This window comes from Litoreibacter sp., assembly GCF_058136045.1.
On record NZ_JBYVDD010000007.1, the window covers coordinates 82,099 to 95,161 of the forward strand.

Genomic DNA, 13,063 nt, shown 5'->3' on the forward strand with positions numbered 1-13,063 from the left:
TTTGGTCAACGTAATGTGGGATTTTTCACGCTTTAAAGCGTGAAAATGACGATTTTTTCAGGATGTTGTGTGAAAAAGGTGCATATAGTGGGCGACTTGCAATCATACCGAGCGAAGGCTAGCAGGAGGCGACACCAATCTGGGGGCCGTCATGGACGATCTGAAAGCCAAGTATCTAACCTTAATTGCCGACGCTTCGGATGAGGCCATGTTGGAAGACCTTCGTGTGACCGCGCTGGGTAAGAAGGGTGAGATTAGCCTGAGAATGCGCGAGCTTGGAAAAATGACCCCTGAGGAGCGCCAAACCGCAGGCCCTGCGTTGAACGCATTGAAGGGGGAAGTGAACTCGGCGTTGGCGGCTAAAAAGGCAAGCTTGGCGGATGCGGCATTGGATGCACGACTGCGCACGGAATGGCTGGATGTAACCTTGCCGGGCCGTGGGCGCCCCGCTGGTACCATCCACCCGGTCAGTCAAGTGGCCGAAGAGGTTTCAGCGATCTTTGCGAATTTGGGGTTTGCTGTGGCGGAAGGTCCTCAAGTTGAGAGTGATTGGTATAACTTTGACGCGTTGAATATCCCTAGTCACCATCCTGCGCGCGGTGAAATGGACACATTCTATCTGCACCGTGATGAAGCTGACGAACGCGCGCCGCATGTGCTGCGCACGCACACCTCTCCGGTTCAAATCCGCTCAATGATGGACCAAGGCGCGCCGATCCGCATTATTTGTCCGGGCCGGGTGTACCGTGCGGACTACGACCAAACGCACACGCCGATGTTCCACCAGATTGAGGGCTTGGCGATTGGCAAAGATGTCTCAATGGCCAATCTCAAATGGGTTCTGGAAGAGTTTTTCGGCGCGTTCTTCGAGATTGAAGGTATCAAAACGCGCTTCCGCGCGTCGCACTTCCCGTTCACGGAGCCATCCGCAGAGGTGGATATTCAATGCACATGGAAAGATGGGCAATTGAAGATTGGCGAAGGTGATGATTGGATGGAGGTGCTGGGCTCCGGCATGGTCCACCCGAAGGTGCTTAGTGCGGCGGGAATTGACCCGAACGAGTATCAAGGGTTTGCCTTTGGGATCGGGATTGATCGGCTTGCGATGCTGAAATATGGCATCCCTGATCTGCGCGCGTTCTTTGATTCCGATCTGCGGTGGTTGCGCCACTATGGTTTTGCCTCGCTGGACCAACCCAATCTGGCAGGCGGCCTTAGCCGCTAAACCCCAACTGGGCGGCGATACTGCAGGTGACGTCGTATAGTTCAAACTCTTCGGACCAATGCGTACGCAGGGCTTTTTCGGCTTGTGCGCTGAGTTCGGGAATAGGGTCAGGTGCTATGTGACGTTTGGGTTCTGGCGGCATGTCGTAATTCGGCACGCCTAGCTTTTCCAAAATTGCCGACAGGTGAGCGTCCATATGGGGCAGGTCCACGCACATTATGATGTTTTCGCGCTCTGCTAAAACGGCCTCGGCGCTTCCCAGGTAAAACCGCAAGTCGGCTTTCAGGTGTTGGATGGCTTCAAAGGCGAACAAAGCAGCAGATTTTTCACGCGGGGATTTTGAGGCTAAGGCAAACGCGAGGTCTTCGGCCGTCTCGAACCACAAAAATGCGGCGGCTTCCTCGGCGCTCCATTGTGATTGGTAAGTTGGGCGGCCCTGTCGCTGTCGGGAATAGAAGGCTGACAAAAACCGCGAAACCGGATCGCGAACTACAAAAGCTAGTTTTCGGTCGGCCCCAAACCGTTTAGCAGTTCCTTTGAGCGTGGCACCGTGGCCTAGCAGATGTAGAGGCTTGGTCCAGCGGTCTTCATTATGGCGCAGGATAGAACGCATGAAGCTGCCACCGGTCTTACCGATGTGCAGCATACATGTTGGAGGGATATGAGCCATGAGCGCCGCCCTTGGAAAACGGTTAGCCTCTGGCTTAATCAGAGGATTTTAACGCAGGATGCCCGATGGACCACAAATTTTGCTTAGCAGTCCCGAGCAACCCAAGTTGGAGAGGTCGATCGAGTCACCTCCCACGGTGAGGGGCGAGTCGTTAAACGAAATGATGGCCACACCAAAAGCAATGGTCAGTGCGATCAGCGACGGCTTGAAGACCGAAGCCATAATGTCGAACAGAAAATTCATAACCTCTACCTCAGAATTTGAGAATCACTAATAACTGCCCCACTTGTGACAAACTTGGTGCCAAATTGTGGCAGGATTAAGGCTAACCGGAACAATCGTTAACATCTGTGGGGTGACAGATGCGTCTGCGAGCACTTTCACTTGCCTTATTGATGGGGTAGCACGGGGTCGACTGGGTTGATTGACCTATTATGTTCTATACACACGAAGGCGCGCGGCATGAAATTCACCCTTTCCTGGCTAAAAGACCACCTTGAAACCGAGGCGAGCCTTGACGAGATTACCTATGCACTGACCGACCTAGGCTTAGAGGTCGAAGGGGTAGAGAACCCTGCCGAGCGCTTGTCCGCTTTTACCATCGGATATGTTAATAAAGCGGAAAAGCACCCGGATGCGGATAAGCTTCGCGTCTGTCAGGTGCAAACCGATGAGGGCGAGGTCCAGATTATTTGCGGCGCACCCAACGCGCGCGAAGGTATCAAAGTCGTTATCGCCAAGCCGGGCGTCTATGTGCCGGGCATTGATACCACGATCGGTGTTGGAAAGATCCGCGGCATCGAGAGTTTCGGGATGATGTGCTCGGAGCGCGAGATGGAGTTGTCGGAGGAGCATGACGGCATTATTGAGCTGGCTTCGGGTGAGGTAGGGCAGAGTTTCACTGATTGGCTGGCCGAGAACGATCCCTCGAAAGTTGATACGGTTATCGAGATCGCGATCACCCCAAACCGCCCCGATGCTTTGGGCGTGCGTGGCATTGCGCGCGACTTAGCGGCGCGCGGGCTTGGCACCTTGAAGTCGCGGGATGTGGAGCCGGTGGCTGGTATGTTCCCATGCCCGATTAATGTGACCATAGAAGCCACGGATGCGTGTCCTGTCTTTTATGGTCGGTTGATTAAAGGCGTGAAGAACGGCCCTAGCCCGCAATGGCTGCAAGACCGGCTGAAGGCCATCGGGTTGCGCCCGATTTCGACCCTCGTCGATATCACCAACTTCTTTACCTATGATAACAACCGCCCACTGCATGTGTTTGACGCGGACAAGGTGACTGGTAACCTGCGAGTTCACCTGTCTGCGGGTGGCGAAAGTTTTGCAGCGCTGGATGATAAGGAATATACGCTTGGTCCTGATGTAACTGTGATTTCGGACGACAATGGCATTGAAAGCCTTGGCGGCATTATGGGCGGCGCCACTTCGGGGTGCACCGAGGACACTACGGATGTGTTTCTTGAGGCTGCGTTCTTTGATGCGATCCGCACGGCGCACACGGGCCGCAAGTTGAAGATCAACTCGGACGCGCGGTACCGCTTTGAGCGCGGCATCGACCCGGAATGGACGCCTACGGGGATTGAACACGCCACACGTATGATCTTGGACCTTTGCGGTGGTGAGCCGTCCGAAGTGGTCATGGCTGGCAAAATGCCTGACTATTCGCGTGCCTATAAGCTGGATACAGATCGGGTGCAGTCCTTGGTGGGCATGGAAATTCCGGCGCAAACGCAGCGCGCGACACTAGAGGCGCTGGGGTTTGTGTTTGATGGTGACATGGCGCAGGTTCCAAGCTGGCGTCCAGATGTTCAAGGTGAGGCCGATTTGGTGGAAGAAGTCGCACGGATTGCCTCACTGACCAAACTGGTTGGCCGCCCTTTACCGCGCGCAGATGGGATTCCGAAGCCGATCCTGACGCCGATGCAAAAACGCGAACAGATCGTTCGGCGTACCATTGCGGCGCTTGGTTATAATGAATGCGTGACCTATTCGTTCATCGACGCCAAATCGGCCGAATTGTTCGGCGGCGGCACAGATGCAACGCGACTGGAGAACCCGATTTCCAGCGAGATGAGCCATATGCGTCCGGCGCTACTGCCCGGTTTGTTGCAGGCGGCGGCACGCAATCAGGCGCGTGGCTTTAACGATATGTCACTGTTTGAGGTCGGTCCGGCGTTCCACGGTGGCGAGCCGGGGGAGCAGCACTTGCTGGCCTCAGGTCTGATCGTCGGGAATACAGGGCCAAAAGATGTGCATGGCACGCGGCGCGCTGTCGATGTGTATGACGTGAAAGCGGATGCAGAGGCGGCTTTGGCTGCGATGGGTGCGCCTGCGAAGGTACAGATATTGCGTGGCGCTCAGGGGTGGTGGCACCCCGGACGGCATGGCAAAATTTGCCTTGGCCCGAAAAAGGTTCTGGGCGTGTTCGGTGAAATCCACCCGAAAATTCTGAGCGCGTTTAATGTGAAAGGCCCTGTGATGGGCTTCACCCTTTGGCCCGCAGAAGTTCCGTTCCGCAAAGCCAAGATGGCCACACGCGCGGCGTTGATCTTGCAAGACTTGCAAGCCGTGGAGCGCGACTTTGCCTTTGTGGTGGATGCGGATGTGGAGGCGTTGACCTTGGTAAATGCTGCGGCTGGCTCGGATAAGGCGCTGATCGAGAGCGTGCGTGTTTTCGACGAATTTATCGGTGGCTCGCTTGGCGAGGGTAAAAAATCTCTGGCGATCACCGTGCGCATGCAGCCCCGCGATAAGACCCTGACCGATGAAGAGATTGAGGCCATGAGCGCCAAGATCATCGAAAAGGTGGCGAAGGCGACAGGCGGCGTATTGCGCGGATAAGGGGTCATCGCCAGTTTCTGACTGCACCATGGCCATTGAAACGCCATTAAATTGCCAAAGAAACAACACTCCTTTTGGTTAATATTTCGTTGATTTCATCCGCTTGAGGCGGTGGTAACTTAGCGAGGGCATCTCATGCCATATAAAATTAAGGGCACTGGTCACGGGGAAGTGATTGATACGACACTGCTTTACCCAAGTGTGACGGATGGGTTCATCGTTCAGGCCAAGTCAGGCGACGATGTGGTGATCGGCAGTGCTCAAGACGATATCCTGAACGGACATGGCGGCAAGGATAAGCTCTTTGGTGGCGCCGGTAACGATACAATCAATGGCGGTGCGGGCGATGATCGGATTGTGGGCGGCGAAGGTGATGATCTCTTAATCGGTGCCTCGGGGGTCGATACAATTTACGGGGGTGCTGGCGAAGACACTCTGCATGGCGGCGCGGGTGATGACATCATCTATGGCGATGCCGGGGCCGATAAAATTTATGGCCAAACGGGCAATGACACGATTTATGGTGGTCAGGGCGCGGATATTCTTCACGGCAGCAATGGCGACGACACCCTTTATGGGGTCAAAGGGAACAACAAGCTATATGGTGGCCCGGGCGATGATGTGATTGACACAGGCGTGCATGGCTCCCTTGCCCATGGTGGCTCGGGAAACGACCGTTTGATTGCGGATGCGCGCAAGGGCGGCTGGCATACGTTGACCGGTGGTCGTGATGCGGACAGCTTTGAGTTTGTGAACATCGGAGTGAAAAAGCGGTCGCTCGTGACAGTTACGGATTTTGATCTCGATGAAGATGATTTCGTAGTGGCGGGCGTCAGCGGTGATGACTACATGGCCAGCTTTTTGGCTGGGAATGAGGCTGCAACATTAACCCAAACTGGCGATGACATGGTTCTACGCTTGGATCGCGGGCTTACGGTGACCTTTGAGGATACTGACATAGATGCGTTTACAGCGGCTTATAGCGATGCGCTAATAGTTTGAAATAATTGAAAATTTAGCTTGAATTGCCCGCCTCTCACTTGGGAGGCGGGCGTTTCCATTTGGGAAACAGCCCGTTTTCTAGATCCAAATGTGGCTCAAATCGGGCGACCATATGGCTTTTCCTTGTTAACGTCTGCGGTGCTCCGCTGATTCTAGTGGAGTTTGGTACGACGAGGGGAAGTAAATGACTATTGTTACACTGCACGGTACGATTGGGGATGACTACATTAACACGACTGCTTTCGACATTCCGGGGGTGACACAATATGTTATCTCGGCTGGCGATGGCGATGACACGATCATCACGAATAACACATCGCAAGACGTTTTTGGCGGGCTGGGGAATGACTACATCCGCACTGGGAACGGTGATGATGTGATCAACGCCGGGAACGGAAACGACAGGGTTTTTGGTGGGCGTGGCAACGATGTGATCAATGGCGCAGGCGGCGATGATTATATTGACGGCGGCCATGGAGCCGACGTGATTGACGGCGGTTCTGGCGACGATTTCATCTTCGGCCGCAAGGGAAACAACACGCTTGATGGCGGTGCTGGGAATGACACCGTGAACACCGGCGATCATACCTCCACAGCCGATGGTGGCTCTGGTGATGATCTGATCGTGGCGCGCTTGAAAAAAGGTGCTGACCACATTCTGACAGGCGGCACTGGTGCTGATACTTTCGAGTTCGTCTACCAGTCCTCGAAGAAATCGGCTGATGTAACGATCACTGACTTCCAGCTTGGGATTGATGAGCTTGTGGTTGGCGGCATGACCGGATCAGAGTGGTTTGCACTGTTTGTTGCGGGCGAGGTTGATCTTACCTCCTCGGACAATGGTGAAGGCGGTACGGAGATTGACATTGGCTTCAATGACACTCTGACACTGGATGGCGTGAGCCATGGGGACTTCTTGAGCCACTACCTGAGCGAAGCCATCTTTGTTGTCGGGTAATACGACTTGCCTTCAGCGCCTATAGGGCCGATTTCTAGGGGAACTTGGAAAAAGGACAAATACCATGGCGCTGAAGGTTTATTTATCAGGTGAAATTCACTCTGATTGGCGAGAGCAGATTATCGAGGGCGCGCGCGGCCTTGATGTTAGCTTTGATACGCCTGTGACGGATCATGCGGCTTCTGATGATTGCGGGGTCGCTATTTTAGGGTCCGAGGATCAGAAATACTGGCATGACCACAAGGGCGCGATGGTGAACGCGATCCGCACCCGTAAAGGCATCACGGAGGCCGATGTGGTTGTCGTGCGCTTTGGCGAAAAATACAAACAATGGAATGCGGCCTTTGATGCAGGCTTCGCGGCTGCTTTGGGAAAATCCCTGATTGTGGTGCACGGGGCGGACCATCAACACGCGCTAAAAGAGGTGGATGCAGCGGCATTGGCGGTCACCGATGATCCGGCCAAAGTTGCAGATATTTTGCGCTATGTGCTGACTGGCGACTTGCCGAAGTAGCGAGGCATAAGGCAAGCAGCCTTCCCAAAATCTAACTTGGGAAGGCTGCGGTTGATTTAATCGCTGCGTGCGCGGAACCAGCCAAGGCGGCGAAACAGCAGCCAGTCAAGTCCGAGAGCCACCAAAAGCGACACTCCCATCAGCGGTAGGAGGATCATTAGGGCTAGAATTAAGATAGCCATTCCAACCCCAATTGAGGCCTCGGGAGCAGCGGGGACGCCCAATTCACCTTTGGGTCGCCGTATCCACCATGCGGCAAAACCTGAGACTGCCAGTATTGCACCTAGCGCCGCTGCAAGGGTGTTCTGGACGACGTTTAGCCACCCGTATAGCTCTCCTTGGTGAAATGAGATGCCCCAGGATACGGCTTTAGCAACGCCCGGATTTTGGTCGAAATCATGCCGTTTGAGGACTTCGCCAGAATACTGGTCGATGATCAACTCCGTTTGTTCGCTGCGCGCGGTGCTGGCGGACCGAACCCAAAAGGCGGCTTTTTCGGATTTCGGCGGGCGCAGCTCGTAGGGCGGCTTTAGCCCCTGTGCTGCGGCCACGGTAAAGACGCGATCCATGGCGATCGTTTGGCCCTCTGAGGTGGTGGAGTTTGGCACGGAACCCCCAAAGCGCAGGCTTTTAGATTTGGTGTCGGTTTGGGCTTGAATATAGGATAATCCGCCGCCCCATACATCGGTCCAAGGTAGGCCGGTGAACAGGATTGGAAGGATTAACACTGAGGCTAAAAAGCCGGTGAACATATGAGTTTGACGCCACCAGCCGCGCGTGTTTTTTGGTTTGCCAGGCAGGGCCACCGCAGCTTTCAGGGTGCGCGGGCTACGTGGCCACCATAGGTACAGCCCTGTGATGAACATCACGATGGCCCAATGCGCGGCCAGCTCGACGAACTTGGTGCCAAACTTGCCCATCAGTAATTCCCCATGGAACTTTTTGACCATCCGCATCAGGGTTTCGTCCCGTGGAGTAACGGCAAGAACTTGTGCCGTATATGGGTCCACCCACGCGTAGGAGCGGGTTTTGTTTGCGTCATTAAACTCGATCACTGTGGAGCGTTCCGGGTCATTAAACGTCTTGACGCCACGCACGCGGGTTATGCCGGCTGTGGCCTCAACGGCGGCAAGCTGGGCCTCGTAGCTTTGGCGGGTTTGGCCGGCCTCCACAGTCAGGCGATCAGCGTATAGCCAGCCTTCGAGTTGGGGTTTGTAGAGGTAGATGCCGCCCGTCAGCGACAGCACAAACATGAACGGTAGGACATAGAGAGACGCGAGGAAGTGCCACTTCCATACGAGACGATAAAAGGCACCGGAGGTCAGGTTAGACCGATCCGATGCCGACAATGGGATGTCGGTCATTTTAGATATTCCTGTGATTGGCTTGAAGAAAAAGTGAGTGCTTTAGCCAAAAACAGGAGGGGCACGGGAGGGCGATGTGAGGGCCGCGCGATTGGCATCGGCTAGCCGGTCGGTATGGATGGTGAAATGATGTCGGAAATCCGAGGCCAAAACATGCCAAAAACGGGTGGCTGACTGGGCGTTGGTGGGTGGCGTTGCCGTAATGCAATTCTCGGCTATGGGGTCACTTGTCTCAACCGGTGTGCCGTCTGCTGTCAGTGTCATCGTAACTAATGTGTCACCGGTACAAATCACCATGACCCGCACACCTGGAATGATCTCGGCCAAGATAGGTTGCATGCGCGGCAAGATCATACCAAGTAACAACGCCAAAACCATGAGGCTATTGAAGGCTCCGGCAAGGCACGTGGTCTTTAGGGTGAGTGCGGATCGTTTCAAGAATACCCCGGTACTGTTTTGCCTTGTTTATCAAGGGGCTGGTGGATGATCTATTGCAAGATCACTTTTGACCTGCGGCATGATCGCCTAGACGTGGAGCGCAGTCAGCAAAACACTTAGACGAAATGCACGGATGTTTCATGGAGTGGTTTCCCCGTCACCTGAGCTGGGTTTAACCTAATAAGGGGATGGAAACGTGCGCAAAAATGCTATGCACCTGCTTAGAGGCGCATAGAAAAAACAAGCGTCGAACAACAACTTTTGGGAAGAATGGAACTATGCTTAACGAATTCAAGGACTTTATTGCCAAGGGCAATGTCATGGACATGGCTGTTGGTATCATCATTGGTGCCGCTTTTACTGCCATCGTCAGCTCATTGGTCGGCGACCTGATTAACCCGATCATCGGCTTGGCTATGGGTGGGGTTGATTTTGTGAACAGCTACGGCGTTTTGTCGGGTGATGTTGCCGAAGGCGCGACACTGGAAGCAGCACGCGAAAGCGGCGCGGCCGTGTTCGCATATGGCTCGTTCATCATGGCAATCATCAATTTCGTGATCATTGCTTTCGTGGTGTTCATGCTGGTGCGCTATGTCAATAGAGCCAAAGAAGCGGCGGCTAAGGCCGAAGAAGAGGCCGCCCCAGAAGCTCCGGCTGGTCCAACTCAGGAAGAGTTGTTGGCGGATATTTTGGCTGCACTGAAGAAGTAAGCCTTCACTCTTTGGAAATCAAAAGGCCCGCCAGTTTCGGCGGGCCTTTTTTAACTAAGCTTTAAGTGCAAGTTGAGGCGATAGCACGTCCAGCCCCAGTGCTTTTCCGACTGCATAATAGGTCAATTGACCTGCGTGCACATTCAACCCGTTTAGCAAATGCGGGTCGTCCTCGCAGGCTTTGCGCCAGCCTTTGTCCGCCAGTGCTAACAGGAACGGCATCGTCGCGTTGCCAAGGGCGATGGTTGATGTGCGGGCCACTGCGCCGGGCATGTTGGCGACGCAGTAATGCATGATGCCGTCCACTTCATAAACAGGATCGGCGTGGGTGGTGGCCTTGGATGTCTCAAAGCAGCCCCCTTGATCAATCGCTACATCCACCAAGGCCGCGCCGGGTTTCATGGTGGAGAGTTGCGCACGGGTGATCAGCTTGGGCGCAGCGGCGCCGGGGATCAAAACCGCGCCGATGACCATATCGGCCTCAGTCGCTAATTCGGAGATGTTGCCTGCAGACGCGTATTGAGTTTTGAACTGCCCGCCAAAGACGTCATCAAGGTAGCGCATTCGCGGCAGTGAGCGATCCAGCACGGTCACATCTGCCCCCATCCCGGCGGCAATTTTGGCCGCATGAGTGCCAACAACGCCACCGCCGATAACCATAACACGGGCCGGGCCAACACCGGGAACGCCCCCCATCAGGACACCGCGCCCGCCGTTGGCTTTTTGCAGCGTCCATGCGCCAACTTGTGGGGCAAGGCGGCCTGCGACCTCTGACATTGGGGCCAGCAATGGTAATCCGCCAGCGGCATCGGTGACGGTTTCATAGGCGATGCAAGTTGCCCCTGAGGCCAGCAAATCATGGGTTTGATCGGGGTCTGGCGCAAGGTGCAGGTAGGTGAATAGCAACTGGCCCTCACGCAGCATTTTGCGCTCGACGGATTGAGGCTCTTTAACCTTTACGATCATTTCGGCCTTGGCAAAAACGTCGGAGGCGGTGGCCTCAATCTGTGCGCCTGCGTCGATATAGGCTGCATCATCAAAGCCCGCGCCAATACCGGCTTGGGTTTCGATAAGGACCGTGTGGCCATGGGCTACGGCCTCGCGCGCGGCGTTAGGCGTCATGCCGACGCGGAATTCTTGTGGTTTGATTTCTTTCGGGCAGCCGATAAGCATGTGTGCATCCTCCATTGCAATTTCGCGTAGAGTAGCGCGGCTAGAGATGTAAGTTTTCGCAATTTATCCCTTGCAGGTGACCTTATTTGCACGTTTTAGTCACATGTATGCGAATTAATCGAAGGAATTTATGGTTTGCCATTATTTGACGACACAGATGCACGTATCTTACGAGTGCTTCAAAAGTCCGGCCGCATGTCAAATGCGGAGCTGTCCGAGAAGGTGAACCTCTCGGCCTCGGCCTGTCATCGCCGGGTGCAGCGGCTGGAAAAAGACGGCATCATCCGGGACTACGTTGCCATGGTGGATGCACGAAAAGTCGGGCGACCAACGACGGTTTTTGTAGAGATCACGCTCAGCGGCCAGGCGGACGAGGTGTTGGAGGCTTTTGAGCGTGAGGTGGCCAAAATCCCCGAGGTCTTGGAGTGCCATTTGATGGCGGGAACGGCGGATTATTTACTGAAAGTGGTGGCGGAAGACACCGAGGGTTTTGCAGCCATTCACCGACGCTCATTGGCGCGTTTACCCGGTGTTGCGCAGATGCAGTCCAGCTTTGCGCTGCGCACGGTGTTTAAGACAACTGCTTTGCCAGTTTAGCGCGTTACATGGTGTATTACCTGATTATCGGCGTTGCCGCTTTTTGTTTGATTGGTGTCGTCTGGGCGTCGCGGCACAAGCGATGCGCCCCGCAGAACCATGTTCTGATTGATGGCTCGAATGTGATGTACTGGGAAGATCAGTCTCCGAAAATTGAGGCGGTTCATGATGCTGTTTGTCTACTTGTCGAGAAGGGCTACACGCCGATTGTCATGTTCGATGCTAACGCGGGATACCTTGTGTCTGATAGGTATAAGCATGACCATGACTTCGCCCAGATGCTTGGCTTGTCCCCTAGTCAGGTGATGGTCGTTGGTAAGGGGATGCAGGCGGATCCTTACCTGTTGAAAGCTGCGCGAAAGCTAGAGGCGCGGATTGTTACAAATGACCTTTTTCGCGACTGGGCAAAAGGGTTTCCAGAAGTGCGAACCCGCGGTCATTTGGTCCACGGCGGATACCACAAAAACAAGATCTGGCTTGATTTCGATGGCTCCCGCCCGCGCGCCCAAGGGCGGCGTCACCGGCGCAAGAAACCCTAGCCAAGCAAAAATTGCAGTGCAAACAGGGTCGCAGCCCCCGATAGCATCGCGCGTAAGACCCCTTTGGTCCAGTAGCCGACAGCCACAGTGACTGCCGCCGCCAGCAGGCGTGCGGGGTCTGGCGTGCCGTTTGTAGCTGCGGGGAAGATCACCAAAGGGGCGACCAAGCCCGGTAAAATTGCCACGGCGGTATAGCGCAGGTGGCGCAACACCCATGGCGGCATCGGGCGCGAGCCGATCAGCCCCAGAAACGAGAACCGGATCAGAAATGTGCCGACGCCAAGGATCGCAATGATCCACCAGACAGTTGTGTCAGAATAGCTCATGCCATGCGCCTCTCGATTTCGGCGCCGACCATCATTGCAATAAGTGCAGCGATGAGCAGCCCAAGGTTGAGGGGGATGAAGCCAAGGGCGAGGGCGAGGATGACCGAGGTCGCGGCTGCTGCGATATGCGCAACCGAGCGTAGGGAGGGGGCAACCATCGCCAGAAAAGCAATCGGCAGGGCAAAGTCGAGCGAGTATTCGGGCGGGATTTGCCCTCCTAAGGCGGCTCCCACCCAAGTGAAGCCGATCCAAAGTGGCACAATCGGGATCGCGCTACCAGTGAAGAATGCAGTGCGTTGCGCGGTGCTCAGATCTGGATTGGCCTCATATTCGAGGATCGCCATGTTGTAGGTTTGATCCACCAAAATATACGACAGTAGTGCCCGTTTCCACAGTGGTTGGTCGCCAAGATAGGGCGTGATCGAGGCCGAATACATCGCCATGCGCAGGTTCACCGCCAACGCCGAGGCGAGGATAATCAACACCGGCGCGTTTTCGGTCATAAATTGCAGGGCGGTGAATTGCGAAGCGCCTGCGATGACCAAAACAGTGAACCCCATGACTTGGGCCAAAGGCAGGCCTGCCTCGGTTGCCGCGACGCCGAACAACATAGCAAAGGGGACAATTATCACGACAAATGGCAGGCTGGCGCGAACTCCACGCCACAGGGCGGTTTTGGTAGTGGTCGGGGACATGG

15 protein-coding genes are annotated in these 13,063 nt (G+C 55.0%); 8 read left to right on the plus strand and 7 right to left on the minus strand.

Annotated elements, in window-relative coordinates; genetic code table 11:
- The first annotated feature begins 151 nt into the window (after positions 1-151).
- On the plus strand, positions 152-1,225 hold the full coding sequence (pheS, locus tag AC3Y7R_RS11090; protein ID WP_490042111.1) for a phenylalanine--tRNA ligase subunit alpha: 1,074 nt from the start codon (positions 152-154) through the stop codon (positions 1,223-1,225).
- On the opposite strand, the gene AC3Y7R_RS11095 is transcribed toward pheS, so the two are convergent.
- On the minus strand, positions 1,215-1,895 hold the full coding sequence (locus AC3Y7R_RS11095) for a hypothetical protein (RefSeq protein WP_490042112.1): 681 nt from the start codon (positions 1,893-1,895) through the stop codon (positions 1,215-1,217). The genes pheS and AC3Y7R_RS11095 overlap by 11 nt on opposite strands.
- 48 nt (positions 1,896-1,943) lie before the next feature.
- The gene (locus AC3Y7R_RS11100) at positions 1,944-2,138 is read right to left on the minus strand and encodes a hypothetical protein (RefSeq protein WP_490042113.1); all 195 of its coding nucleotides are present in this window, start codon (positions 2,136-2,138) and stop codon (positions 1,944-1,946) included.
- A 219-nt stretch (positions 2,139-2,357) separates the two neighbouring features.
- On the opposite strand from AC3Y7R_RS11100, the gene pheT reads away from it, so the two are divergent.
- The 4 genes from pheT to AC3Y7R_RS11120 all read left to right on the plus strand — a co-directional run bounded on the left by pheT (position 2,358) and on the right by AC3Y7R_RS11120 (position 7,219).
- Positions 2,358-4,745: a phenylalanine--tRNA ligase subunit beta gene (pheT, locus tag AC3Y7R_RS11105; RefSeq protein ID WP_490042114.1), complete on the plus strand. Its 2,388-nt coding sequence runs from the start codon at positions 2,358-2,360 to the stop codon at positions 4,743-4,745.
- A gap of 135 nt (positions 4,746-4,880) precedes the next feature.
- On the plus strand, positions 4,881-5,747 hold the full coding sequence (locus AC3Y7R_RS11110; RefSeq protein WP_490042115.1) for a calcium-binding protein: 867 nt from the start codon (positions 4,881-4,883) through the stop codon (positions 5,745-5,747).
- 184 nt (positions 5,748-5,931) lie between these two features.
- Positions 5,932-6,705, plus strand: a complete 774-nt coding sequence (locus AC3Y7R_RS11115) for a calcium-binding protein (RefSeq protein WP_490042116.1) — start codon at positions 5,932-5,934, stop codon at positions 6,703-6,705.
- A 64-nt stretch (positions 6,706-6,769) separates the two neighbouring features.
- The gene (locus AC3Y7R_RS11120) at positions 6,770-7,219 is read left to right on the plus strand and encodes a YtoQ family protein (RefSeq protein WP_490042117.1); all 450 of its coding nucleotides are present in this window, start codon (positions 6,770-6,772) and stop codon (positions 7,217-7,219) included.
- Between the two features lie 56 nt (positions 7,220-7,275).
- Here AC3Y7R_RS11120 and AC3Y7R_RS11125 read toward each other — a convergent pair whose 3' ends face one another.
- On the minus strand, positions 7,276-8,583 hold the full coding sequence (locus AC3Y7R_RS11125) for a PepSY-associated TM helix domain-containing protein (RefSeq protein WP_490042118.1): 1,308 nt from the start codon (positions 8,581-8,583) through the stop codon (positions 7,276-7,278).
- A gap of 42 nt (positions 8,584-8,625) precedes the next feature.
- Positions 8,626-9,021 carry a hypothetical protein gene (locus tag AC3Y7R_RS11130; protein WP_490042119.1) on the minus strand — a complete coding sequence of 132 codons (396 nt, stop codon included), beginning with the start codon at positions 9,019-9,021 and terminating at the stop codon, positions 8,626-8,628.
- A gap of 278 nt (positions 9,022-9,299) precedes the next feature.
- Between AC3Y7R_RS11130 and mscL the strand changes: the two genes are divergently transcribed.
- The gene (gene mscL / locus AC3Y7R_RS11135) at positions 9,300-9,731 is read left to right on the plus strand and encodes a large conductance mechanosensitive channel protein MscL (protein WP_490042120.1); all 432 of its coding nucleotides are present in this window, start codon (positions 9,300-9,302) and stop codon (positions 9,729-9,731) included.
- Between the two features lie 54 nt (positions 9,732-9,785).
- Here the strand turns inward: mscL and ald are convergent, their stop codons facing one another.
- Positions 9,786-10,904: an alanine dehydrogenase gene (gene ald / locus AC3Y7R_RS11140; protein WP_490042121.1), complete on the minus strand. Its 1,119-nt coding sequence runs from the start codon at positions 10,902-10,904 to the stop codon at positions 9,786-9,788.
- Between the two features lie 135 nt (positions 10,905-11,039).
- Between ald and AC3Y7R_RS11145 the strand changes: the two genes are divergently transcribed.
- The gene (locus AC3Y7R_RS11145; protein WP_490042122.1) at positions 11,040-11,501 is read left to right on the plus strand and encodes an Lrp/AsnC family transcriptional regulator; all 462 of its coding nucleotides are present in this window, start codon (positions 11,040-11,042) and stop codon (positions 11,499-11,501) included.
- Between the two features lie 8 nt (positions 11,502-11,509).
- On the plus strand, positions 11,510-12,040 hold the full coding sequence (locus AC3Y7R_RS11150; RefSeq protein ID WP_490042123.1) for an NYN domain-containing protein: 531 nt from the start codon (positions 11,510-11,512) through the stop codon (positions 12,038-12,040).
- Here the strand turns inward: AC3Y7R_RS11150 and AC3Y7R_RS11155 are convergent.
- Together AC3Y7R_RS11155 and AC3Y7R_RS11160 are read right to left on the minus strand one after the other, a co-directional pair.
- Positions 12,037-12,366: an AzlD domain-containing protein gene (locus AC3Y7R_RS11155; RefSeq protein ID WP_490042124.1), complete on the minus strand. Its 330-nt coding sequence runs from the start codon at positions 12,364-12,366 to the stop codon at positions 12,037-12,039. The two genes, AC3Y7R_RS11150 and AC3Y7R_RS11155, sit on opposite strands and share 4 nt — an antisense overlap.
- Positions 12,363-13,061 (minus strand): AzlC family ABC transporter permease, encoded by a 699-nt coding sequence (locus AC3Y7R_RS11160; RefSeq protein ID WP_490042125.1) that lies wholly within the window; start codon positions 13,059-13,061, stop codon positions 12,363-12,365. The genes AC3Y7R_RS11155 and AC3Y7R_RS11160 overlap by 4 nt, the downstream gene beginning before the upstream one ends.
- Positions 13,062-13,063 lie beyond the last annotated feature (2 nt).